Below are 23,387 nucleotides of genomic sequence, written 5' to 3'. Positions count from 1 at the left end.
CATGAGTATGACGCTCGCGACAGTGGCCGATGCCCTGATCGAGTTCATCCTCAGCCTGCTGCGCGACCCCGCGCTGTCGGATGAGTTCGATGAAGATCCCGAGGCGACGCTGGCCAGCAACGGTCTGAGTGGCGTGACGGCCGAGGATGTCTGCGCCGTGGCGCCGATCATCGCCGACCGCCCGCAGGTCGCGCCGAAGCCGGCGCCGGACCACCCGATGCCGACGCCGCCGAAGCCCCCGGGACCCCCGGAGCCGCCGGCCGTCCACGAGATCATCAACATCAAGAACAACCTCACGTGGATCGACGACCGCGACACCATCGTCGACCAGTCGGTCAACCAGAACATCTGGGCCGGTGGCGACGTGACGCAGGTCTTCGACAACGAGGCCATCGTCGCCTCGGGCGACGGCTCCATCGCAGCGGGCGACGACGTTGACGCGTCGAAGAACCTCGACAACTCGACCAACATCGGCAACGGCGCGGGGGGCGATGTCAACGTCGGCAACGACACCGACACCACCACGATCGAGGACTCGTTCAACGACGAATCCGACAACTCGACGAACACCGAGAACAATGCCGACATCGATGTCGACGGGTCGTTCAACGAGAACACCGAGACCACGAACACCGAGGGGTCGAACAACGAGACCACGGTCGTCGACACGACGGTGAACTCCGCCGAGACGACCGTCGTGGTCGACAACTCCAGCGAGGTCGCGGTCGTCGCCGAGAGCGACATCTCCACGTCGAGCGACGAGCCCGTCTTCGAGACGGATGACAGCGCCATGACCCAGGAGTACGTCGCGGATGACGAGTTCTGACGTCACGGGACCCCGCGACAGCCCCGCGAAAGCGTCAGGCGCCACCGAACCCGCCGAGAGCACGGACATCGTGCCCTCGGCGGGTTCGCCCGCGCCGGCGCCCGTGGTGAAGGTGACGCCGGCGCGTCCTCCCTTCGCAGCGCCCACGCGGGATGCTCCGCTTCGCCCGGCCCTCTACAACAAGGAGGGGATGCCGGTCCTCGTCAAGATGCCACCCCCCGCATCCGTGCGGCTGGCGATGGTCTGCTGGGTGCTGAGCCTCATCGCGGGGGCGGCCGGGGCCGCCTACCTCTTCATCATCCGCATCCCGCAGCTCCCCGAGATCGCGGACGTCTTCCGGGAGGTCGAACCCGACCGCGCGGACGAGACGTACGAGATGGCGGCCGACATCGTCTTCTGGAGTATGTTCGGCGTCCTGGTCGCCGTCCTGCTCATCCAGATCACGCTGCTGGTGGCGTTCTCGAACCGTCGCCCGAAAATGCGCTGGTGGATCTTCGGCAGCACCATCCTGCTCGGCATCGTGTTCGTGCTCTCCCGCGAGATCATCGCGGTCACCGAACGCGGAGTGCCGCTCGAGCGCATCCTGCTGATCCAGCTGGCGCTGCTGGTGCTCGGCATCCTGCTGAGCATCCTGCCGGGGGCTCTACGCTGGACCGCCCGCAAGCACGATGTCCGGCGCGGATCGGATCTTTCCGCGGGCAGCGAGTTCTGACGCCACGCCCTCGATGCTCCGGACGACCGTCCGGCAGGCCTCGGCCGTGGCGCGCGTAGCCAGGGGCGACTCGCCCAGCGTCCGCCAGCGGGCGAGGAGCTCCTCCACCCGCGCGATGATGTCGGGTGCGTCGGCGGTCTCGGGCAGGCCGAGCCGCGTCAGCGCGGCGGTGCCCGCGCCTCCCACGATCTGCTCCGCCTCGGCGATATCGGATGCCGGCAGCACGCCGGTGCTGGTGCGCAGGCCGGAGAGGAGGGTGAGCTCGCGAAGTTCGTGCGTCGCGGCGATCTGCCGCTCGATGCCCGCCAGCAGCTCGGCGTCGCCCTCACGGCGACGGGCGCGGACCAGGGTGTCGAGCCCCGTCAGCACGCCACGGCTCTTCAGTGCGGCGGCCCGCGAGCGGAACTGCGCGGTGATGAAACGCTGGACCTCCAACAGGCCGCTCTGCTGCACGAGGCGCTCGGCGAGGTCGGTGGAGGTCGTGGCGCCGGCGCGGATGAGGGCCGCTGAGAGACGCACGCCGAACAGGCCGAACCGTTGCAGCAGGCGCCGTCGGTCGGGCACGCTGACCCCGACCTCGTCGGAGCGTCGGCAGAACCGGTCGACCGAGATGAGGAGGCGCTCGCGGACGTCGCGATCGAGGTCGGCGATCTGGCGGAGGGCGGCGAACTCGCTCTCTCGGAGCGTCCGTGCCCCCTCGGCGAGGAGGCCGGCCACCGGGATGACGTCGAGGGCGAGGGACTGCAGCTCGCCGTCGCGGCGATAGCGGTCGGCGATGCGGGATGCGGAGAGGAGCGAGTCGATGCGCGCCGACCCGATCTCGTCGGCCCGCGAGAGGACGGCGAGCGCGTTGACGGTCTGCGACGGTCCGGCAGCCGTGTCGCGGAAGGCTTCGAGGAAGCCGAGGTCTTCGGCGTGCACGTGACGCAGCAGGTAGACGATGGCGTCCGCGACACTCGGGGCGTCCTGCGGGAGGAAGAAGTCGGTCGACCGCTGCGAGGTGTGCGTCGACAGGGACGCGATTCCCGGGGTGTCGATCAGCACGGTCTGACGCAGGTGCTCCGAGGGCCACTCGATGTCGATCCAGGCGACCTCGTCGGCGGTCCGCTTCCCGAGATCGAGGCTGAGCCGTCCGTCGACGCGGCGCACCGGCATCCGCACGGGCTCGCCCTCGTGCAGGTGCACCGTGATCTTGGGCGTTCGACCGTAGCGGTACCACGTGATCGTACGGGTGCACTCCCCGGCGTCCGTGGGCGCGATCTGTTCGCCGATGAGGGCGTTGAGGAGCGTGGACTTCCCGGCCTTCACGATGCCCGCCAGGGCGAGACGCAGGGGCTCGCGCATGCGCTGGTCGTAGGCGTCGAGGATGTCCATCGCCTCCGGGTCGTCGGCGTACAGCTCGCGGGCCCGGTCGACCAGCCCGGCGACGTCGGCGATGTCGCTGCGGCTCATGAGCGGTCTCGACCGGCCTCTACCGCCTTCGCGGGCGGGGTGCCGCGGAGCTCCGCCGCGGGGACGTCCCGAGCGCCGGGCACCTCTGCGCGGATGGCCTGGATGCGCTCGATCTGTGCGCGGAGCTGACGGACGCGGGCGTCGCGGTCGTTCTCGTACATCGCGGCGGCGCGCTTGGCGGCGAGCACCGAGTCGGAGAGCGAGCGGTGGAGCTCCTCGGCGAGGGCGCCGAAGTGGTCGCGCGAGGCTCGCTGGACGAACCGCAGGCGATCCTTCAGCTGTTTGCCGACCTGGAAGACGACGTCTTCGATGTGCCGGCGGACGATGTTCTTCGCCTCCATCTGGCGGCGAGCCAGACGCGAGGACATGTCCTCCTTGTAGGCGCGACGCCCGACGAGGACACCGGCGAGGAGCGAGAGCGGGTTGAGCAGGGTGAGCCCCACGACGCTCGTGGCGAGGCCCACCATGAGGACACCGCCGTAGGAGCCGCGGACGCCGATGTAGATCTTCTCCGCGGCCGACAGGCGCCCCTCGTCGAGCCCGCGGATGTCTTCGACGGGGTCGAGCACACCGTCCATCGCGGACACCTCGATGGCGGGGATCTCGAGCTCGCCGGCCGCGAACTCCTGCGCGACCTGCTCGGCGAGCCACGTGGAGCGCTCGTCGGTCCAGACGAAGGTCTCGGACACGGCGGCCGCGACGCGCTGGTCGAGCCACTCCGCGATCTGCTCCCAGATCGGACCGGGGTCGCCCTCTTCGATGGAGTTCTCCGCCTCGCGCTGCACCTTGCGGAGGCGGTCGCGCAGGTCGTGCTCGGTGTCGGAGATGAGGTCGGCGATGCCGTCGCTCAGCGTCACCTGCCAGCGGGAGGAGCGTCCGCGGAAGTCGTCCGCGCGCTCCTTGGCGTACTCGAGCTGAGCGATGAGGTGCGGGGTCTCCTCCGGGTGGAGGAGCGCGTTGAGCTCGGTGGAGAGCGAGAGGGTGAGCTGGTCGACCACCGAGAGCAGGTCGTGGGACGCCGCGCGCTGCTGGATGACCTCGGCACGCCCGACGACGTCACGCCGGAGATGGGACACGAGGGCGGGGAAGCCGGATTCCTCGTTCAACTCGCGATCCTGATGCCCGGCGGCGAGCAGTCGGAGGTCGCTCGAGATCGAGAACAGGGGGATCTTGCCCACCTCTCCGAGGTGGCTGCGGTCGATCTGCTCGATCTCCCGCCACTGCGGGTACACGTCGGTCTTCGAAAGCACTGCCGCGACGTTCGGGGAGATCCGCATCGCGTGCTTGAGGAACTGCACCTCCGGCTCGGTGTACTCCTGAGAGGCATCCGAGACGAGGAGCACCGCGTGCGCACCGGACAGGGCGGCGAGCGTGCTGAGCGATCGCGTGGACTCGAGGCCGCCGACACCCGGGGAATCGACCACGCGAAGGCCGCCCTTGAGGATCTCGCGGGGCAGCGAGACCTCGGCGCCGACGACGTGCTGGCCGTCCTTGGGCTCCTGATGCTCGGCGAGGAAGCGCTGCAGGTCGTCGATCGGAACGGGAACGCGGTCGACGACGACGTCCTCGCCGGACTCGGTCTTCACGACGACGAACGCCTCGGGCTGTTCGCCGTAGCCGACGGCGGTCGGGACGCTGGTGGCGACGTCGTCGTCGACGGCGCAGATCGGCGCGTTGATGAGAGCGTTGACGAGCTTGCTCTTGCCCTGTTTGAACTGGCCGACCACGATGACGCGGATGTCGGGATCCTGCAGACGCGCCTTGGTCTGGTCGAGGCGCTGCGCAAGGTCGCCGCGGCCGATCTGCTCGGTGACGAGCTTGGTCCGCTCGACGATCGAGACCAGCGCGGAGGGGTCGGTGGTACTGCCGCTGGGAACGGCGACGGGTCCGGGGTTCGATCGTGGGGAAGACGTCACGGCAGCGGCAGGTCCTGATCGGTGTCGGCGGCGGCTGGTCCGGTGTCGGCGCTGCCCCAGATGAGGTCGGCGTCAATATCCCAGTCGTCGGCTTGGATGCCGACGAGCTCGTCCGCGAAGGGGTCGGTGGTGAAGAGGTCCGACGTGAAGACGTCGGACAGGGGTGCGTCGGCGGCCGGGACGTCGTCGAACGAACCGTCGGCGAGCGGGTCGCGCGGGTCGTCGATGTCCATGGCGTCGGTCACTTTCGGGTCGGGGGGAGTCTACGCCGCGGGGGCGGAAGACGGGAGGGGCCCGCTCGGCGAATGGGGGTTCGCCGAGCGGGCCTCTTCGTGCCGGGGAGGGCTCGAATCAGAAGTTGATGTCGTCTCCGGCCAGTGCGACGTTGATGCTGTTGTCGACGATCTCGGTGACATCGATGTCGGTGTTCAGCTCGGTGAAGGTGAAGTCCGCCGTGTTGAACGAGTCCGCAACGTCGACGTTGGTCTCCCAGGTGTTGAAGGAGTCGTCGATGTCGACGTCGATCGAGTTCCACGTGTTGGTCGAGTTGTCCGAGAAGTCGTTGTACGAACCAACGATGTTCTGCGTCCAGGTCTCGTTGCCCACGTTGACGTCACCGTCGGCGAAGTTGCCGATGTTGGTCGACTGGTCGAGGTTGACCGACGCGTCGACGTCACCGCCGGCAGCGATCGCACCCTCGGCCGACGCGACGACGGCCTCCGAGGCCGAGCCGACCGCGACGTCGCCACCTGCGGCGATGTTGTTGTTGAGCGACTGGTCGACGATCGTGGTGTTCGACGTCACGTGCGCGGCACCGGTCGCGGCGGCAGCGGCGCCACCGTCGAAGTTGATGCCCGTGTTGTACTGACGGACACCCGCGTTGATCGACTCGTCGGTCCAGGAGTTGTCGGTGTTGTACGAGTCGTCGACGTTGAAGGAGTCTTCAGCGTTCGTGGAGTTGTCCGAGTTGTCCGAGTTGTCGGAGTTGTCGGAGTTGTCGTTGAACGAGTCGGTGATGTCGACCGCGAGGTTCTCCGAGTTGTCGTTGAACGAGTCCTCGGCGTTGTTCGAGTTGTCCGAGTTGTCGTTGAACGAGTCCTCGGCGTTGTTCGAGTTGTCCGAGTTGTCGGAGTTGTCCGAGTTGTCGGAGTTGTCCTCGGCGTTGAAGTCGACGTTCGTCGAGTTGTCGTTGAACGAGTCCTCGGCGTTGTTCGAGTTGTCCGTGGCGTCGACGTCGATGCCGACAGCGGTGTTGGTCGAGTTGTCGGTGTTGCCCGAGTCGACGATGTTGAAGGAGTCTTCGACGCCGACGTCGATCGAGTTGTCGGTGTTGAACGAGTCGTCCGCCGCGGCGACCAGGGAGTCGTCGACGAATCCAATTTCGTTGGCCATGAGAGTGTCCTTTGTTCCCGGGGCCCGGCCCCGACGTGCGGTTGGTAGCTACAACGTATGACCGGCACCTTGCCCCCCACATCGGGGATGCCTACGGGGATCCCCCGGGGCACCCCCGGGGTTTCGGGGTACGGGGTGCGGGGTGGGAGGGGGATCGGGAATTCCCCGGGTGGGCCCGGAGCCTAGGGTGGGACGGGTGGACATGGCCGAACTCACCGCCCTGCTGACCCCCGACGGCCTGCGCCTCCTCGACGAGATCCCGCTCGTCGAATCGGCCGACGACGTCGCGCGCACCGTGTCGCGGCTGCGGGCCGCCGGGCACTCCCCCGACCTGGTGTCGGCCGTCGTGGGACAGGCGAGGCTCCGCGCGCGCGGCCGCGCGAAGTTCGGCGACTTCGCCTCCCGCATGCTGTTCACCCGCGCGGGGCTCGAGCAGGCCACGCGTCTATCGATCGCGGCCGCTCACGCCGGACGCTTTCAGGATGCCGGCATCCGTCACGTTCTCGATCTCGGGTGCGGGATCGGCGGCGACGCGCTGGGGCTCGCCGCGCTCGGGATGTCGGTCGACGCGGTCGACGCCGACGAGGTGACGGCCGCGATCGCCGCCTACAACCTCGCTCCGTTCGGCGCGGACGTCCGCGTGCGGCATAGGCGCGCGGAGGACGCCGTCGCAGACCTCGGCTCCGAAGTCCCCGAGGCGACGGCGGTGTGGCTGGACCCGGCGCGCCGGACGGCCGGGCACTCCGAGACGTCGCGCACCCGACCCGAGGACTGGTCGCCGTCGCTGGAGTGGGCGTTCGACCTCGCCGCGCGCATGCCCGCGGGCATCAAGCTCGGGCCGGGCCTCGACCGCGCGCTCATCCCCCACGAGGTCGAAGCCCAGTGGGTGAGCGTCGACGGGTCGACCGTGGAACTGGTCCTCTGGTCGGGCGCGCTCGCCCGGGACGGTGTGCGTCGCGCGGCGCTGGTGTTCCGCGGGAAGACGGTGAACGAGATCCGGGCCGCGGAGGACTCCCCGGACGAACCCGCGCGGGAGCTCGGCGCGTATCTGCACGAACCGGACGGCGCGGTGATCCGCGCGCGCCTGATCGGGGAGGTCGCGCGGTCGCTTCAGGCCGGGATGCTCGATCCGCAGATCGCCTACCTGACCTCGGATGCCGCGCTGACGAGCCCGTTCGTGCAGTCGTTCCGGGTGCGGGAGGAGCTGCCGACGGACGTGAAGGCGCTGGCGCGTGCGCTGCGCGAGCGCGGGATCGGGACGCTGGAGATCAAGAAGCGCGGCGTCGACATCGATCCGGCCGCCCTACGGACGAAGCTGAAGCTCCGGGGCGATGCCTCCGCGACCCTCGTCCTCACCCGCGTCGGCACCCGACGCCGCGCCATCCTCGCCGACCGCGTCTGACGATCCGGAGGGCGGCGGGTCCGGGCGCGCGCGGCCGATCGGACGGCCCTCGCGTCGGAAACGCGGGACGACACGCGACGCCGGGGCCTTCCCCGGGCCCGCTGCGCCGGAATCTCCCGCGCTTTCGACGGGGTCCGAGCCGTGACGCGTGAAACCGCGGGGAGAAATCGACGCGAACACCCCTTCGGCGGGCCCGACACGCAGAAATCACCCCAGGGTTTCACCGCGGGGACCCGCGGCGGCGCGAGGTCAGTCGAAGAGGTTGGTCTGGGTGGCGGCGAAGTACAGCCATCCGCCGCTGTAGACCAGCGACAGGGCGCCGAGGGCGATTGCCCACCACGCCAGTGTCGTGCTCTCGAGCGCCCGGCGGAGGGCGAGGAGTCCGGCGACGATGGCGACGAGGCCGAGGGGGAACCCGAACCCGACGAAGAGCGACACGACGAGCCCCAGGAGCGCGAAGACCAGCGCCCAGGCGGCGAGTCCCCGGCGCGGAGGCGCGGGCGACGCCATGAGCCACTGCGCGGTGACGGTGGGGGTGGGTCCGGATTCGGTTCCCGGCTCGCGCGGCGCGATCTGCTCCGTGATCCCGACCGGCGCCGTGGGAAGGCGGTGGAAGCCGCCGCGGTGGGCGCCGGGGAGCGGCGACGCCTCTTCGGCGAGCGTCACGTCGGGCGACGGCGGTTCGACGACGGCCGGGACGGCGGCGACAGCGGGCGGGATCCCGGGCGGCAGCGGCGGGACCGGGGGCCGGGCGGGGATCGGCGCGGCGGGCGCGGCGGGGTCGGATGCCGCGGGAGTGGTGACGTCGAGCGTCATGTCGGAGGCAAAGGCAGCATCGGATGCCGCGCGGGCGGGCACGGCAGGCGACGCGGGCGCAGGCGACGCGGGCGCAGGCGACGCGGGCGCCGCCGCGGCCGGGATCGGACCGGTCGGCAGCGGCGGGATGGGTCCGGTCACCAGCGGGGGAAGCGAGGGCACGGGCGTCGGCTGCGCGCCGCGCGAGCGGCGGCGGAGGGGCGGGTCGCCGGCATCCGTCACGGGTGCGCCTCCGCCGCCTCGCGCGCTGCGACCTGGATCTCGGTCACGGGGAGCGTGGAATCCGCCCCGAACTCGAGAGTGGATGCCGGTCGCCCCGAGCGGATGAGTTCGGCGGCGAGCGCGGCGATCATCGCGCCGTTGTCCGTGCAGAGCGACAGCGGCGGGATCCGTACGGCGACGCCCGCCTCGGCCGCCCGTTCCAGCGCGACCTCGCGGAGGCGCCGGTTGGCGATGACTCCCCCGCCGAGCAGCAGGCGGGGCACCCCGTGATCGCGGCACGCGGCGAGCGCCTTCGTCACCAGCACGTCGACGACCGCTTCACGGAAGGATGCCGCGACGTCGGCCACCGGCACCTCTTCGCCTGCCGCCTCGCGCTGCTCGACCCACCGGGCGACGGCGGTCTTGAGGCCCGAGAAGGAGAAGTCGTACCGGTGCGCGGCCATGTCGGACGCCCGTGACAGCCCTCGAGGGAACGGAATTGCGCGGGGATCGCCGGTCGCCGCCGCGCGGTCGATCTCGGGGCCGCCGGGGTAAGCGAGCCCGAGGATGCGGGCGATCTTGTCGAAGGCCTCCCCCGCGGCGTCGTCCATCGTCTCGCCGAGCATCTCGACGTCGGAGGTGAGGTCGCGCACGAGAAGCAGCGACGTGTGGCCGCCGGAGACGAGGAGGGCGACGGTCGGATACTCCACCGGCGCGGCATCCGGGCCCACGGCATCCGGGTCCACGGCATCGGTACCCGCGCCGTCGCCGTCCGTGGCCGGGCGCAGGATGTCGGCGGCGATGTGTCCGACGAGGTGGTTGACGGCGTAGAGAGGTGTGTCGAGGGCGACGGCGAGCGCCTTCGCGGCACCGACGCCGACCATGAGCGCCCCGGCGAGTCCCGGTCCGCTCGTGACCGCGACGGCGTCGAGGTCGGCGAGAGAGACTCCCGCTTCGGCGAGGGCGGTGTCGATCGCCGGCTGCAGCGCCTCGAGGTGCGCGCGAGCGGCGACCTCGGGGACGACGCCACCATAGCGGGCGTGATCATCCATCGAGCTCGCGATGGTGTTCGACAGGAGCGTCCGCCCCCGCACGATGCCGATGCCGGTCTCGTCGCAGCTCGTCTCGATCCCGAGGACCAGGGGTTCGCGCACCACCGGCACCGCCGGGGCCGCCGGGGCCACGCCGCTCACGTGCACACTCCCCCGGATGTCGCGACACCCGCGCCCGTCCAGGCACCGGCCCCCGCACCCTGCGCCTTCCAGCCGGCGAGGTCGACCCTCATGATGATCGCGTCGACGTCGTCCGGCTGGTAGTAACGCGGGCGCCGGCCGATCTCGACGAACCCTTCGCTGCGGTAGAGCTGCTGGGCGACGGGATTGTCGGCGCGCACCTCGAGGAACACCGTCCGTGCACCGCGCTCGTCGGCGGTGCGGAGGAGTTCGCGCAGCATCGTGCGGCCGCGCCCCCGTCCGCGCGCCGCGCCGTCGACGGTGATGGTCTGGATGTCGGCATCCGCTGCCCCGGAGACCGCGCGCAAGCCCGCGTACCCGAGCAGACGTCCGGCCTCCTCGTCGACGATGTAGCGCCCGTGCGGCGACATCAGTTCAGCGCGCATCATCTCGGCGCTCCACGCATCCGTGGGGAACGACGCGCGCTCGAGCGCCATGATCCCGTCGAGATCGGATGCCGTCGCGGTGCGGAGGCTCACGCGATCACCTTCTTGCGCGGTGCGGGCAGGGTCACGTCGGGCGAGCGGAGGTAGAGGGCGTCGTCCGGTCCGATGACGCGTCGCGCGGCGACGGCGCGGGCGGCGGCCACGGCGAGGAGGGAGGCGGGGATCCGCTCGGCATCCCGGCGGAGGATCCGCCCGGAATCGAGCACCCCGTCGATCTCGGTGCGGAGGGCGAGGGCGGGTTCGGCGACGCGGCGCGGCAGCCCGTCGTCGTCGAGCCCGCGGTAGACGGTGTAGGCGACCTCGCGACGCCGGGCGTCGGTGACCACGGCGAACGCCTCGTCGTCGGCGTCGTCGAGCCCGCCGGTGAGCGCGCTGTGCAGGAGAAGCTCGAGGGCGACGGCGTCGTGACTCACGACCGGCACCACGCGGATGCCGCGCCCGCGGTCGCCGCCGAGGGCGAAGGCGCGCGCGGCGGCGATGCCGACGCGGAGCCCGGTGAAGGGTCCGGGGCCCATGCCCGCGGCGACCCGGGTGATGTCGGCGGAGACCGCGCCGGCCTCGGCGAGCACGCGCTCGAGGAGCGAGCCGATGACCTCTGCGTGGCCGCGGGGATCGATGCTCTCGACCTCGGCGCGGACATGGCCGTCGTCGTCGACGACCGCGACGGCGGTGCCGAGGGAGGTGTCGATGCCGAGGATCACGGTTCCCAGGGTAGTCGGGGTGCCCGCGGGGATGCGCTCGGGGACGGGCGGGGCGGGCGGAGCCCGCGCTCAGGGCCGCCGGGTCACCGTCACCCGCCGCGGGGCCGCCGCGTCGAGCTCGTTCTCGCGCCCGATCGTGCCGCACGCGTTGTCGACGCCGTGGCCGTGCCACTCGCGACCGATCTCCACGTCCCACCAGGTGTCGCGGAGACCGTCGACCATGCCGCGTCCCCACTCGACGATGGTGACCGAGCGGTCGAGGTCGAGGTCCAGGTCGTCGAGCTCGGCGGGTGAGCCGAGCCGGTAGGCGTCGACGTGGATGAGCGGCATCCGCCCCACCAGCGAGGGGTGGGTGCGCGCGATGACGAACGTGGGGCTCTGGATCGGCCCGCGCACGCCCAGCGCTTCGGCGATGCCGCGGGTGAGGGTGGTCTTCCCCGCGCCGAGCGGACCGGTGAGGACGACGAGGTCGCCCGGGCCGAGGAGAGCGCCGATCTGCCGGCCGAGGTCTTCCATCGCCTCCGGCGAGGCGATCTCGCGCTCACCGATCAGCGCGTCGAGTCCCGTCATGGTGCGCTCCTCTCCCGTATCGGACGTCACGCTGTCGCCGGTCACGACGCCACGGGCCTTCGGACGACGCGCGGACCGATCCGCGTGACGATCTCGTAGTTGATGGTGTCAGCGGCGCGCGCCCAGTCGTCGGCCGACGGCATCCCGAGCGTGGGGTCGCCGAAGAGCACGGCCTCGTCGCCGACCGCGACGGGGTGGTCGCCGACGTCCACGACGAACTGGTCCATGGCGATCCGCCCGCTCACCGTGAAGCGGCGCCCGCCGATCGAGATGGGGCCCGCGTTCGACGCCTGGCGCGGAACGCCGTCGGCGTAGCCGAGGGGCACGAGCGCCAGGGTCGTCTCGGCATCCGTGCGATGGGTGTAGCCGTACGAGACGCCGGTGCCCGCCGGCACCCGCCGCACCGCGGCGACCGGCGCGCGGAGGGTCATCGCGGGCCGGAGCCCGAGGTCCGCCGAGCTCTGGTCGTCGAACGGCGACAGCCCGTAGATCGACACCCCGAGCCGCACGCAGCCGAACCGCGCCTCGGGAAGGGCGATCGCCGCGTGCGAGGCCGCGAGGTGCCGGAGCGGCGGGGCGAGACCGGCGACGGCCGCGGCGCCGAGGCCCTCCTCGAACCGGCGGAGAGCTGCCCGGTCGTCGTCGGCGGAGGTGTTCGAGAGGTGGCTGAAGATGCCGCGGACGCGCAGGTGGCCGATCCGCTCGAGCCGCGCCGCCTCGGCGAAGAGGACCCGCCACTCGGCCGGGGCGACGCCGTTGCGCGAGAGTCCCGTCTCGATCTTCAGGTGCACGGCGACCGGATGATCGGCGGATGCCGCGGCCGCGGCCTGCTGCAGCTGCTCGTAGCGCGAGATCCCGAGCTCGATGCCGTGGGCGGCGGCCTCGCGGAAGTCCTCGCCGGGCGCGTGCAGCCACGCGAGGATCGGCGCGTCGATGCCGCCGCGGCGGAGCGCGAGCGCCTCGCCGATGTCGGCGACGCCGAGCCGGGCCGCGCCGCCCGCGAGCGCGGCGGCGGCGGAGCGCACCGCGCCGTGGCCGTATCCGTCGGCCTTCACCACGGCGATGACCTCGGAGTCGGTGAGGGCGCGGAGGTGCCGGACGTTGTGCTCGATCGCCGAGACGTCCACGAGCGCTTCGCGGAACGGCGGGGTGGTCGGCATGGTCATGCGGGCTCCCCCGGCACGGTCGGTGCGGTCTGCCCGGCTTCGGCGACCCGCCCGGCTTCGGCGACGACGTAGGCAGTGGCGAGGTTCGCGTCGTGCGACATCGACAGGTGGAGCGTCGTGATGCCGCGGGCCGCGACGACCTCGGCGGTCGACCCGGTGAGCGTGAACCACGGGCGGCCGGACTCCTCGGGGGTGATCTCGATCTCGGTCCAGTGCACGCCGTCCGAGCCGCCGAGGGCCTTGATGAGCGCCTCCTTGGCGGCGTAGCGGGCGGCGAGAGAGCGGGGTTTGCGCTCCCTCTCGGATGCCGAGAAGAGGCGCTCGGCGAGGCGCGGAGTCCGCGCGAGGGTGCGCTCGAAGCGGTCGATGTCGACCAGGTCGATGCCGATCCCCACGATCACCGGGGCCTCCCTCCGCGCCGCGGCGCGGCATCCGCCACTGTATCGCGCGCTGCGCCCCGAGCCTCCGGCGCGGAGCCGGTGAAAGCGTGGGGTCGAATCGACACTCCGGGCCCTGTCGAGGGCTGGACGCGTCGATTCCACCCCGTCGTTTCACGGACGACACCGGGGACGGCCGGCTCGCGCGTCGACATCGCGGGAGATCCGGGCCCTCCGGCCGACCGCCGGGGCCGGCGACCGCGTGACGCCCCGCGTTTTCGACGCGGGACCGCGGTGCCGGCCCAGGTGGTCGCCGTCAGGCTGCGCGGCGGCGGCGGATGACCAGGAACGCCCCGAGCGCCAGGAGGAGCAGCGCCCCGCCCGCGGTGAGGCCGAGGGCGAGCCCGTCGGTACCGGTGGCCGGGAGCGCGCCCGGTCCGGCGGCGTTCCCGGAGTCGGCCGGCGCTCCGGTCACGGGCGGGTCGACCGGGTCGACCGGGGCCTCGCCGGCGGCGGGGAGGACCTCGAGGCCCGCCCAGCCGAGGACGCCGTCCACGGTCTGCCCCACGAGGGTGTGCTCTCCGGTGGCGGTGCCGGCCGGGATCACGGCCCAGACGGTGCCGTCGGCGCCGACCTGCGTCCACGTGCCGAGGGCGACCGGGTCGGAGTGCAGCCACAGCTGCACCCAGCTGCCGGCGTGCGCGGCATCCATGCGGACGGTGAACGGGTCGCCGATCCGGACCGCTTCCTGAACCGTGATGGCGCCTTCGAGAGCCGGGTCGATGTCGTCGAGCGCGATCGGGGTGGACGGGGTCTGCGGACGTCCGTCACCGGGCTCGCCGTCACCGGGGCCCTCGCCGTCGCCCGGACCCTCGCCGTCACCCGGGCCCTCGCCGTCGCCCGGGCCCTCGGCGGCTTCGACGACGAGCGTCCGCACCTCCGAGTCAGCCGTCGCCCCGTAGGGGTCGACCGATGCGAGGTACCAGCCGTGCGTGCCGAGTCCCGGCTGCCACGAGGCGGTGACATCGGCACCGCTCTCGACGTCGGCGATCTCCGCGATCGGGGTGGAGGTGAGGATGTCGGCCCGGAACGCGTCGGTGGCCAGCACCTTCTGCATCGGCTGGATGCCGAGCCCCGCGTAGGGCATCGAGAACTCCTGGTGCTGCAGCTCCAGCGTCGGGTCGTCTGCGTTGTAGTCCGCCAGCGACGGGCTGTAGGTGCGCGAGATGATCTGCTGGCCGACGTTGTCGAAGTGCATCAGGCGGATGTAGCCCATGCCGCCCTCGGCGAGCCCCTGGTAGTCGAAGAGGATCTGGTAGACCTCGCGCTCCTCGACGCCGTCACCGTCGTCGTCGAACGTGTCGATGCGCGTGAAGGCGTCGTGGTAGTGCCCGGAGAACACCGTCCGGACGTTGGGGTTCGGCGCGACGACCTCCTCGAGGATCCGCTGCGGCATGGGTCCGAGACCGCCGGTGGTCAGCATGTACTCGTGCAGGTTCAGCATGACCGTGCGCTCGGGGTACTGCGAGATGACCTCGTTCATCCAGTCGATCTCGGCGTCCGCCGGTCCCCAGCCCATGTAGAGCATGAGGAAGTCGATGCCGCCGGCGGTGATCAGGTCGTAGTGCCCGCGGTTGTCGAGGTAGTCGCCGCCCCACCAGGGGTTGTCCTGGAACCGCGCCGCCCCGAAGAACCGGCTGAAGTTGTCGTAGTTCGCGTCGAACGCGCCCACGTCGTGGTTGCCGGCGAGGACGCCGTAGGGCAGGCCCGCCTCATCCAGCAGCGCGTAGGCCGGGTCGGCGCGCTCCCACTGCGCCATGTCCTCGGCGATGTTCACGACGTCACCGGTGTGGAAGAGGTACTGGAGGTTCAGGTCCGCCCGCTCCGCCAGAAGGTACTCGTGCATGGCGAGCTGGTGGTGGTAGAACGTCTCGTTGTAGTACTGGGTGTCGGACTCCCACGCGAAGGTGAAGTCGTACTCCGCGCGCGGGGTGTCCTCCGGGTGGTTCGGCTCGATGACGCTGTCCCGCGCCGAGAGGTTCTCCCCGGCGAAGCCCTCCGAGTGCTGCACCAGCACGGTGACGACCCCGTCGGCGACGTGACCGGCGACCGGCACCATCGCCTCGAGCGTGAACGCGGTGGGCGCCCCGTCGGTGGTCAGCGCGCGGTCGAACTCGTGCCACGCGCCGTCGGTGCCGAGGACGTACAGGAGCACCTTCGCGTCGGCGTTGGCCGAGCCGTCCCAGCGCACCCGCACGCGGGCGTCGTCACCGGCCTCGGCCGGAACCGCCACCTCGAACAGCTGGTACGGGAACGCGGTGTCGGAGGTCTGCGTGGCCGCATCCTCGTCCCAGCGGCCGATCTGCGCGGCCTCCTCCGCCGTCAGCGCGCGGGCGGCGCTCCGGTCGGTCGCGAGCGCCGTGCCAGTCTCGCCGGTGAACGCCTGGATGCCCTCGCCGATCGCGGGACGATACGCCTCGCGGAACGCCACATCCAGCACGTCGCCGGTCGGGTCGGTCGCGCGGGCGGTGAGGTCGATCTCCTCGTCGTCGGTGAACACCGCACCGTCCTCCGGCGAGAGGAGCTCGTTGCCGGGCTCCTCGACCGGGGTCGCGAACACGACGGTGCGCTCGGCGACGTTGCCCGCGGCATCCGTCGCCCGGAACAGCACCGTGTGGTCGCCGTCGCCGAGCGAAAGGGACCCGGTCCGGTACGGCAGCTCGATCGCGCGCCCGTCGAGGGTGGCGGTGAGCGCCGCGACGCCGGCTCCGGCATCCGTCGCCTGACCGTCGATGACGAACTCGCCCTGGTACAGGCGGCCCTCCTCGAGGTCGGTGGTGATCTCCGGCGCCGTGTTGTCGACGTTCACGGCGACCTCGACGCTGTTCTCACCGGATGCCGCGCCCACGCGGTGCGGGCCGTCGGCGACGGTCGTGGTGTCCCACGTGTAGCCGACCGCGGTGCGCGCGTCCGCGGGGATGGTGAAGGTGCCGTCGAAGTTGTCGAGGCGCCCGGTGCTGTCACCCATCGGCAGGATGCGGGTGGGATCGTCGTAGCCGGCCGGGGTGAGGGTGCGACCGTCGGGCAGGATGAGGCGGACGCCGCGGATCGAGAAGTCGTCGTTGTTCTCGTTCAGGTCGATGCCGGGCTTGGCCTTGGTCCCGGCCCAGACCCCGATCGTGACCTCGTCGCCTTCGAGGTACGACACCGGGACCTCGACCGAGATGGTCTCCCAGTTCGCGTAGGTGCCGCGCTCGAAGATGTGCAGGACGTCGTCGCCGATGAGCACGCCGTTGCGGAAGAGGTTGTCGGTGCCGCTCGCCTCGAAGGCGAACACCGCGGGGCGCTCGATGCGCGGGGCGGCCTCGACTTCGGTGCCGTCGATCGAGAGGCGGAGGTCGGTCGGATAGACCGTGCCGCCCGCGGCGACGTCCACCTGTCCGGCGAGCCACTGGCCGTCCTCGAGCTGCAGTCGCACCGGGGAGGTGTCGACGCCGGCGACGGCGACGCGGGTCGTCTCGGTCTCGGTCTGGTTACGGCCGTCCCGCGCGATCACGCGGTACTCGAACCACGCCTTGCCGGTGAGGTCGACCGCGGGGATCACGTAGCGGTACGTCTGCCCGTCACGATCGGCGAGCAGGTCGAAGCGGGTCGGCGCCTGATCGAGGTTGCTCTTCACCTCGAGGGTGACCGTCCGCACCTGCGCGTCGTCGGTGATGGTGTGGACGATCGGGAAGTCCGCACCGGGCGCGATCTCGGCGGCCGTGGTGTCGGTGACGACCGGGGCCGTGGTGTCGGCGGGAGCGATCATGAGTCCCGGCTCGACCTGCTCGGCGTAGACGGCGCCAGGGGTCGCGGCCGCGGTGCCGAGCTTCGTCTGCATCGTGAGGTCGGCGCGTCCGGCGGCGTACTGCACCGGCTGGTCCGCGGTGGTGTCGTCGACGCCCCCGAGGTTGTAGTACGCGCGGTTGACGCCGAAGCCGGTGTTGGTGACGATCTCGAGACCGCGGGGCGAGCCGTTGGCCATGCCGCCGGAGGCGATCTCGAAGAGCGACTCGTCCGCCACGAGCGTGCTGCCGAAGTGGGTGTTGAAGTCCGCGGCGGTGAGGGCGTCGTTCGCGCCGTTCTTGATCCAGAAGACGATCGTGCCGCCGGAGGGGATGACCGCGTTCCGGTTCGTCGCGGGCCAGAGCACCGCGTTGGAGTTCGTGAGGTCCTCGAGCGGATACAGGTACTTCAGGCTGTAGTCGCGGAAGTCGATCGGCTCGGTCGTGGCGTTGTAGACCTCGATGAACTCGTACGCGTCGGCGCCGGCGATGTTCGCGGTGTCGGGCGCGACCTCGGTGATCTGCAGCGGCGCCGTGACGAGAGTCGGGTCGGGCTCGCGGACGATCGGGGCGGGGACGAGCGCCTCCGGGTCGACGATGCCCGGGGTCGCCGGGGCGAGCTCGCGGAGGGTGGCCATCGCGGTCGAGGCGCCGTCGGAGGGCAGGCGGTAGTCGACGCCGAGGCCGTTGCCGACCTGGGCGGCGAGGTAGCGCGCCTCGCTCAGGACGGTGTCGCCGGCCTGCAGCCGGATGCCGCGCTCGGCGCTGTTGGCGAAGCCGGCCTGACCCGTGACCGGGATGACGGTGTAGTCGGCGGCGGCGGTGGCGTCACCGGCCTCGGCGGCGTAGAACGCGCGGAAGTCGGCGTCGGTGAGGCCGTCGGTGTTCGGGGAGTACTGCAGCCAGAGCACCGCCACACCCCCGGCGGGGATCACGGCACCCGCGGGGTAGGCGAGGTCCTTCTCGGCGGTGAGGTAGTCGTAGACGACGCGGACTCCGGCATCCGTCAGATCGATGTCGCGCGCGGTGGTGTTGACGATCTCGACGAACTCGTACGCGTCGGCGCCGACGTTGTTCGGCGCGAACTCGGTGACGAGGAGGTCACGGGCGACGAGCGGTTCCGCGACGGGTTCCTCGGGCTCCTCGGGGGCGGGCGGGGTCAGCGTGCCCTCGTTCAGGATGCCGGGGGTCGGCGCCGCGAGGGTCTGCAGGACCGCGGCGCTCGTGCCGGCCGCCGGCGCCTGGAAGACGACGCCCTGGTCGGTGGCGAATCCGCCCGACGGGGCGAAGGAGCGGCTGATCTCGGCACCCGGCGTCGCGATGCGGATGCCGCGGTTGCCGCCGTTGGCGATGCCCGCCTGCCCCTCGACGCGGACGACGTCGTACGCGGCATCCGGCTGGGTGGCGGCGAAGTGCGCCCGGAAGTCGTCGACCGAGCGGGCGAAGCTGTCCACCGTGGACGTCGTGTAGCTCAGCCAGAAGACCACCGTCTCGCCGGCGTCGATCGTCGTTCCGGACGGGATCGTGAGGCGGACGTCGGAGCCGCGGTCATCGGAGTCGCCGAAGATGTACGAGAATCCCACGCCCTCGGCGTCGAGGTCGATCGCCCGGTCCGAGGAGTTGTGCACCTCGAAGAACTCGTAGTCGTCGTAGCCGACGTTGTCGCCGACGATCTCGGTGACGAGGAGGTCCGGGATGCCGGCCGTGGCGGTGAGGGCGCTTCTCTCGGCGGCGGCGGCGGGGACGGAGAGCCCGACGAGGCCGAGGACGAGGGCCGGCGCGAGGGTGGCGGCGAGGACGGAGCGGGAGGTGCGGGCGGAGCGGGAACGCAGGCGTGACATGAATCGCTTTCGTGTGGGGGTTCCCCGTCACGCTAGGGATCCCGCCCACCGGGAGCGGTCGCCGCGGTGAACCGCCGGTGAACGCCCCGCGAACGTCGCGTGCGCGGCGTCGGGATGCGGTTGGCGGGGCGTCCCGCCGAGAACGCGGGAGATTTCGCCGTTCCGGACGGATGCCGCGGCCCGCCGCCGCGTGTCGTCCCGCGTTTTCGACGCGGGAGCCGCGGTTCGGCGCGGCGGACGGTGAAACGCCGGGGTGAAATCGACGTCACGGGCGGCCACAGGGGCTCTGCACGTCGGTTTCGCCCCGGCGTTTCACGCCGAGCGCCTCGCGCCTACTCGACGGTGACGGACTTGGCGAGGTTGCGCGGCTGGTCCACGTCCAGGCCCTTGGCCGTCGCGAGTCCCATCGCGAAGATGTGCAGCGGCACGACCGCGAGCAGCGACTGCGTGATCGCACCGGTCAGGGGGATGCGCAGCACCTCGTCCGAGATCGGCAGGACTGCGGCATCCCCTTCCTCAGCCACCGCGATGACGCGGGCGCCGCGGGCGTGGATCTCGCGGATGTTCGACACGACCTTCGAGTGCAGCACCGGCGACTCGCGCGGCGAGGGCACCACGACGAAGACGGGCTGGCCGGGCTCGATGAGCGCGATCGGTCCGTGCTTGAGCTCGCCCGCCGCGAAGCCCTCGGCGTGGATGTAGGAGATCTCTTTGAGCTTCAGCGCACCCTCGAGGGCGATCGGGTAGCCGACGTGACGGCCGAGGAAGAGCACCGAGCGGGTGTCGGCCATCCAGTGCGCGAACTGCTCGATGTGCGGCTGCTCCTCATCGAGGATCTGCTGGATCTTCTCCGGGATCTGCTCGAGCTCGGCGACCTGCTCGGCCACCTGCTCGGCGGTCAGCTCTCCGCGGACCGTCGCGATGTGCAGGGCGAGGAGGTTCAGCGCGGTGATCTGGGCGACGAACGCCTTCGTCGAGGCGACGGCGACCTCGGGTCCGGCGTGCGTGTAGACGATCGCATCGGACTCGCGCGGGATCGTCGCGCCCTGGGTGTTGCAGATCGACAGCGTCTTCGCGCCGCGCTCGCGGGCGTACTTCACCGCCATGAGCGTGTCCATCGTCTCGCCGGACTGGCTGATCGAGATGACCAGGGTGTCGGGGCCGATGACGGGGTTCCGGTAGTGGAACTCGTGCGCGAGGTCGACGTCGACGGGCACGCGCGCCCACTCCTCGAGGGCGTACTTGCCGACCATGCCGGCGTAGGCGGCGGTTCCGGCGGCGATGACCACGATGCGCGAGATCCCCCGGAAGAGGTCGTCGAGTCCGTCGAGCTCGGGGATCGCCACGGCGCCGTCACGGATGCGGCCGCGCAGCGTGTTCGCGACGGCCTCGGGCTCCTCCGAGACCTCCTTGGCCATGAAGCTCGACCAGCCGCCCTTCTCCGCGGCGGCGGCGTCCCACGTCACCTCGAACGGCTCGACCTCGACGGCGTCGCCGGCGAAGTCGGTGACGGTGACACCCTCGGGGGTGATCGCGACGATCTGGTCCTGGCCGATGGCGAGGGCGTTGCGGGTGTGCTCGACGAAGGCCGCGACATCCGATCCGAGGAAGTTCTCGCCCTCGCCGAGTCCGATCACGAGGGGCGAGTTGCGTCGCGCACCGACGACGAGACCGGGGTGGTCGGTGTGGACGGCGAGGAGCGTGAAGGCACCCTCGAGGCGGCCGACGGTGGCGCGGAAGGCGGCCTCGAGGTCGCCGTCGTGGGTGCGGTACTCGCGGGCGAGGAGCGCCGCGGCGACCTCGGTGTCGGTCTCGCTGAGGAAGACGTGGCCCTCTTCGAGGAGCTCTTCCTTGAGCGGGGCGTAGTTCTCCACGATGCCGTTGTGGATGACGGCGAGCTTGTCGTCGTCGGCGAGGTGGGGGTGGGCGTTGGCGTCGGTCGGTCCGCCGTGGGTCGCCCAGCGGGTGTGGCCGATGCCGGTCGTGCCGGCGGGCAGGGGGTGGGACTCGAGGTCGTCGCGGAGGACGGCGAGCTTGCCGGCCTTCTTGCGCATGCCGAGGTCGCCGCCGTCGTCGATGACGGCGATGCCGGCGGAGTCGTATCCCCGGTACTCCAGGCGCGACAGACCCGCGAGGAGGATGGACTGGCTGGGCCGCGGGCCCACGTAACCGACGATTCCGCACATGGGCCCAATCCTAGATCTGAGGAGGGTGGGAGCTTGCCGCATGCCCCGCGGGGCGGGTGCGCGAGGCATGCCGTACGCAACTCCTCAGATCCGGCGCGGCGCCCCCCAAACAACCCGATCGGGCCGCGTCGCGCGCGGATCGGAGGAGTTCGGTACGCGGCGGATGCCGCACCCGCGCCCATGCGGCCCGCCCGACGCCGTCCGACCCCGCTGCCCGAGGCCCGCCCGACGCCGTCCGGCGAGCGCCGGAGGGTCAGAGCTTGCGGAGGAGGACCCGCTCGACGGTGTGGTCGGCGGCCTTCTGCAGCACGAGCGACGCACGGTGCCGGGTGGGCAGGACGTTCTCGACCAGGTTCGGGAGGTTGATGGAGTTCCAGAACCCCAGGGCGGTGGACTCCGCCTCGGCGTCGTCGAGTTCGGCGTACACGTTGAAGTACGAATTCGGGTTCGCGAAGGCGCCGCTCCGCAGCTTCATGAAGCGCTCGACGTACCACTGGGCGATGTGGGCGGGGTCGGCGTCGACGTACACCGAGAAGTCGAACAGCTCACTCACCGCGACGTCGTTCGGTGCGGGCGGCGGCTGCAGCACGTTCAGTCCCTCGACGATGACGACGTCCGGCCGGCGCACCGTGATGGACGCGTTCGGCACGATGTCGTAGTGCATGTGCGAGTAGAACGGCGCGCGCACCTCGTCGGCCCCGCTCTTGACGTCGGTGAGGAAGGAGACCAGGGCGCGCCGGTCGTAGGACTCGGGGAACCCCTTGCGCGACATGAGTCCGCGACGCTCGAGCTCCTCGTTCGGGTAGAGGAACCCGTCGGTGGTGACCAGGGCGACCCGCGGTGTCCCCGGCCAGCGGCTCATGAGCTCGCGGAGCAGGCGCGCGATCGTCGACTTGCCGACGGCGACCGACCCCGCGACGCCGACGACGAAGGGCGTGGTGGTGTCGGGCTCGCGGAGGAACTCGGACGTGTCCGCCCCGAGCCGCTTCGTCGTCTCGGCGTAGAGCGACAGCAGGCGGCTGAGCGGGAGGTAGACGTGCTTGACCTCGTCGAGATCGAGCCGGTCGCCGAGCCCCCGGATCTGCAGCAGCTCGGTCTCGGACAGCGGCTGCGCCATCCCCGCCGCCAGCCGCGCCCAGTCGTCCCGGGCGATCTCGCGGTACAGCGACAGCGCCGTGGGCGCGGGTGCGCTCGCGAGCGCGTCTTCTGTCGACATCGCGCCCATCGTAGTCGCGCGGCGGGCGCGCGCCGTGCCCGATCCGACGCGCGTCGCGCGCGGCATCCGTCTCCCCCGCCCTCTCTCGCTTCCCGCGCCGCGCGACGGGCGCCGGATGCCGCGCCCACTACGCTGAAGCGCGTGCGCCTGGGAGTCCTCGACATCGGCTCGAACACCGTCCATCTGCTCGTCGCCGACGTCCGACCCGGTGGCCGGCCGCTCGCCACGACGAGTCAGCGAACGGTCCTGCGCCTCATGCGCTACCTCGGACCGGACGGCGCGATCACCGAGGAGGGTGTCGCCGCCCTCGAGCGCGCGGTCGCCGATGCCCGCGCCGTCGCGACGAAGGAGGGTGTCGACGAGCTCCTCGCCACCGCCACGAGCGCGGTGCGCGAGGCCGCGAACGGCGTCGAGGTGATCGCCCGCATCGAGGCCGCGCTCGGTCAGCCTCTCCAGGTGCTCGGCGGCGAGACCGAGGCCCGCTACACCTTCCTCGCCGTCCGCCGCTGGTTCGGGTGGTCGGCGGGTCAGATCCTGCTGTTCGACATCGGCGGAGGATCGCTCGAGATCGCCGCCGGGGCGGATGAACTTCCGGATGCCGCGGTGTCGGTCCCGCTCGGGGCGGGACGCATGACCGTGCAGTTCCTGCCGTCCGACCCACCCGACATGGCCGATATCGGTCGGCTGCGCGAGCACGCTGCGGAGACCCTGGCACCGGTGGTGGACATGCTCCGCGGCCACCCGCGTCCGGATCACGTCGTGGGGTCGTCCAAGGCGATCCGGTCGCTCGCGAAGCTCGCCGGCGTCCCGATGCCGGGGTGGTCCGGCATCGAGCGCATGGTGCTGCCGCGTAAAGAACTGAAGGCATGGATCCCGCGGCTCGCACGCATCCCCGCTGAGGCGCGGCAGGAGCTCCCCGGAATCACGGCCGACCGCACCTTCCAGATCGTCGCCGGCGCGGTGGTGCTGCATCAGGCCATGAAGGCACTCGACATCGACGAACTCGAGACCTCGCCCTGGGCCCTGCGCGAAGGGGTGCTGCTTCGGTACATCGAGTCGCTGTCCTGGCACCCGGCATCCTGAGCCGCCGCTACACCCCCTGAACGCA

General features: G+C 71.3%; 18 protein-coding genes. 4 read left to right on the top strand and 14 right to left on the bottom strand.

What is annotated here, in order from left to right:
* Nucleotide 1: 1 nt before the first annotated feature.
* Both ABXJ56_RS10060 and ABXJ56_RS10055 read left to right on the top strand, forming a co-directional pair.
* Nucleotides 2-826 (top strand): IniB N-terminal domain-containing protein, encoded by an 825-nt coding sequence (locus ABXJ56_RS10060; RefSeq protein ID WP_353999533.1) that lies wholly within the window; start codon nucleotides 2-4, stop codon nucleotides 824-826.
* Nucleotides 813-1,538, top strand: coding sequence for a hypothetical protein (locus ABXJ56_RS10055; RefSeq protein WP_353999532.1), 726 nt, complete (start codon nucleotides 813-815; stop codon nucleotides 1,536-1,538). Before ABXJ56_RS10060 ends, ABXJ56_RS10055 begins: the two co-directional genes overlap by 14 nt.
* On the opposite strand, the gene ABXJ56_RS10050 is transcribed toward ABXJ56_RS10055, so the two are convergent.
* The 4 genes from ABXJ56_RS10050 to ABXJ56_RS10035 all read right to left on the bottom strand — a co-directional run bounded on the left by ABXJ56_RS10050 (nucleotide 1,470) and on the right by ABXJ56_RS10035 (nucleotide 6,298).
* Nucleotides 1,470-2,990: a dynamin family protein gene (locus tag ABXJ56_RS10050; RefSeq protein WP_353999531.1), complete on the bottom strand. Its 1,521-nt coding sequence runs from the start codon at nucleotides 2,988-2,990 to the stop codon at nucleotides 1,470-1,472. The genes ABXJ56_RS10055 and ABXJ56_RS10050 overlap by 69 nt on opposite strands.
* Entirely contained in the window at nucleotides 2,987-4,906 is a 1,920-nt protein-coding gene (locus tag ABXJ56_RS10045) for a dynamin family protein (protein WP_353999530.1), read from the bottom strand. Before ABXJ56_RS10045 ends, ABXJ56_RS10050 begins: the two co-directional genes overlap by 4 nt.
* Nucleotides 4,903-5,139, bottom strand: a complete 237-nt coding sequence (locus ABXJ56_RS10040) for a hypothetical protein (protein WP_353999529.1) — start codon at nucleotides 5,137-5,139, stop codon at nucleotides 4,903-4,905. Before ABXJ56_RS10040 ends, ABXJ56_RS10045 begins: the two co-directional genes overlap by 4 nt.
* Before the next feature lie 118 nt (nucleotides 5,140-5,257).
* Nucleotides 5,258-6,298 carry a hypothetical protein gene (locus ABXJ56_RS10035; protein WP_353999528.1) on the bottom strand — a complete coding sequence of 347 codons (1,041 nt, stop codon included), beginning with the start codon at nucleotides 6,296-6,298 and terminating at the stop codon, nucleotides 5,258-5,260.
* 196 nt (nucleotides 6,299-6,494) lie between these two features.
* Here ABXJ56_RS10035 and ABXJ56_RS10030 point away from each other — a divergent pair, with 196 nt between their 5' ends.
* A complete protein-coding gene (locus ABXJ56_RS10030; RefSeq protein WP_353999527.1) occupies nucleotides 6,495-7,700 on the top strand; it encodes a class I SAM-dependent methyltransferase in 1,206 nt (401 codons plus the stop codon).
* Between the two features lie 249 nt (nucleotides 7,701-7,949).
* Here ABXJ56_RS10030 and ABXJ56_RS10025 read toward each other — a convergent pair whose 3' ends face one another.
* From ABXJ56_RS10025 to coaA, 10 genes are all read right to left on the bottom strand, one after another.
* Complete coding sequence (locus ABXJ56_RS10025) at nucleotides 7,950-8,738, bottom strand: DUF4190 domain-containing protein (RefSeq protein ID WP_353999526.1); 789 nt, start codon at nucleotides 8,736-8,738, stop codon at nucleotides 7,950-7,952.
* Complete coding sequence (tsaD, locus tag ABXJ56_RS10020) at nucleotides 8,735-9,874, bottom strand: tRNA (adenosine(37)-N6)-threonylcarbamoyltransferase complex transferase subunit TsaD (RefSeq protein WP_435404991.1); 1,140 nt, start codon at nucleotides 9,872-9,874, stop codon at nucleotides 8,735-8,737. Before tsaD ends, ABXJ56_RS10025 begins: the two co-directional genes overlap by 4 nt.
* A gap of 32 nt (nucleotides 9,875-9,906) precedes the next feature.
* Complete coding sequence (gene rimI, locus ABXJ56_RS10015) at nucleotides 9,907-10,428, bottom strand: ribosomal protein S18-alanine N-acetyltransferase (RefSeq protein ID WP_353999525.1); 522 nt, start codon at nucleotides 10,426-10,428, stop codon at nucleotides 9,907-9,909.
* Nucleotides 10,425-11,096, bottom strand: coding sequence for a tRNA (adenosine(37)-N6)-threonylcarbamoyltransferase complex dimerization subunit type 1 TsaB (gene tsaB / locus ABXJ56_RS10010; RefSeq protein ID WP_353999524.1), 672 nt, complete (start codon nucleotides 11,094-11,096; stop codon nucleotides 10,425-10,427). The genes rimI and tsaB overlap by 4 nt, the downstream gene beginning before the upstream one ends.
* A 69-nt stretch (nucleotides 11,097-11,165) precedes the next feature.
* On the bottom strand, nucleotides 11,166-11,666 hold the full coding sequence (gene tsaE, locus ABXJ56_RS10005) for a tRNA (adenosine(37)-N6)-threonylcarbamoyltransferase complex ATPase subunit type 1 TsaE (RefSeq protein WP_353999523.1): 501 nt from the start codon (nucleotides 11,664-11,666) through the stop codon (nucleotides 11,166-11,168).
* 41 nt (nucleotides 11,667-11,707) lie between these two features.
* Nucleotides 11,708-12,832 (bottom strand): alanine racemase, encoded by a 1,125-nt coding sequence (gene alr / locus ABXJ56_RS10000; protein ID WP_353999522.1) that lies wholly within the window; start codon nucleotides 12,830-12,832, stop codon nucleotides 11,708-11,710.
* Nucleotides 12,829-13,233, bottom strand: a complete 405-nt coding sequence (locus ABXJ56_RS09995; RefSeq protein ID WP_353999521.1) for a holo-ACP synthase — start codon at nucleotides 13,231-13,233, stop codon at nucleotides 12,829-12,831. Before ABXJ56_RS09995 ends, alr begins: the two co-directional genes overlap by 4 nt.
* A 292-nt stretch (nucleotides 13,234-13,525) precedes the next feature.
* Entirely contained in the window at nucleotides 13,526-18,877 is a 5,352-nt protein-coding gene (locus ABXJ56_RS09990) for an LPXTG cell wall anchor domain-containing protein (RefSeq protein ID WP_353999520.1), read from the bottom strand.
* 332 nt (nucleotides 18,878-19,209) lie between these two features.
* Nucleotides 19,210-21,063, bottom strand: a complete 1,854-nt coding sequence (gene glmS, locus ABXJ56_RS09985; protein ID WP_353999519.1) for a glutamine--fructose-6-phosphate transaminase (isomerizing) — start codon at nucleotides 21,061-21,063, stop codon at nucleotides 19,210-19,212.
* Between the two features lie 253 nt (nucleotides 21,064-21,316).
* Complete coding sequence (gene coaA / locus ABXJ56_RS09980; RefSeq protein WP_053548550.1) at nucleotides 21,317-22,279, bottom strand: type I pantothenate kinase; 963 nt, start codon at nucleotides 22,277-22,279, stop codon at nucleotides 21,317-21,319.
* Between the two features lie 141 nt (nucleotides 22,280-22,420).
* Here coaA and ABXJ56_RS09975 point away from each other — a divergent pair, with 141 nt between their 5' ends.
* Complete coding sequence (locus ABXJ56_RS09975) at nucleotides 22,421-23,362, top strand: Ppx/GppA phosphatase family protein (protein WP_353999518.1); 942 nt, start codon at nucleotides 22,421-22,423, stop codon at nucleotides 23,360-23,362.
* The last annotated feature ends 25 nt before the right edge of the window (nucleotides 23,363-23,387 follow it).

The organism is Microbacterium aurantiacum, assembly GCF_040532595.1.
Taxonomy (GTDB): Bacteria; Actinomycetota; Actinomycetes; order Actinomycetales; family Microbacteriaceae; genus Microbacterium; species Microbacterium chocolatum_B.
Note: the sequence above shows the minus strand (reverse complement) of the source record. Positions and strands in the feature narration are given on the sequence as shown.

What these genes read in the sequence shown, in the direction of transcription:
- ABXJ56_RS10060 (WP_353999533.1), top strand. Translation starts at nt 2, where the DNA reads ATGAGTATGACGCTCGCGACAGTGGCCGATGCCCTGATCGAGTTCATC.
- ABXJ56_RS10055 (WP_353999532.1), top strand. Translation starts at nt 813, where the DNA reads ATGACGAGTTCTGACGTCACGGGACCCCGCGACAGCCCCGCGAAAGCG.
- ABXJ56_RS10050 (WP_353999531.1), bottom strand. Translation starts at nt 2,990, where the DNA reads ATGAGCCGCAGCGACATCGCCGACGTCGCCGGGCTGGTCGACCGGGCC.
- ABXJ56_RS10040 (WP_353999529.1), bottom strand. Translation starts at nt 5,139, where the DNA reads ATGGACATCGACGACCCGCGCGACCCGCTCGCCGACGGTTCGTTCGAC.
- ABXJ56_RS10035 (WP_353999528.1), bottom strand. Translation starts at nt 6,298, where the DNA reads ATGGCCAACGAAATTGGATTCGTCGACGACTCCCTGGTCGCCGCGGCG.
- tsaE (WP_353999523.1), bottom strand. Translation starts at nt 11,666, where the DNA reads ATGACGGGACTCGACGCGCTGATCGGTGAGCGCGAGATCGCCTCGCCG.
- alr (WP_353999522.1), bottom strand. Translation starts at nt 12,832, where the DNA reads ATGACCATGCCGACCACCCCGCCGTTCCGCGAAGCGCTCGTGGACGTC.
- ABXJ56_RS09990 (WP_353999520.1), bottom strand. Translation starts at nt 18,877, where the DNA reads ATGTCACGCCTGCGTTCCCGCTCCGCCCGCACCTCCCGCTCCGTCCTC.
- glmS (WP_353999519.1), bottom strand. Translation starts at nt 21,063, where the DNA reads ATGTGCGGAATCGTCGGTTACGTGGGCCCGCGGCCCAGCCAGTCCATC.
- coaA (WP_053548550.1), bottom strand. Translation starts at nt 22,279, where the DNA reads ATGTCGACAGAAGACGCGCTCGCGAGCGCACCCGCGCCCACGGCGCTG.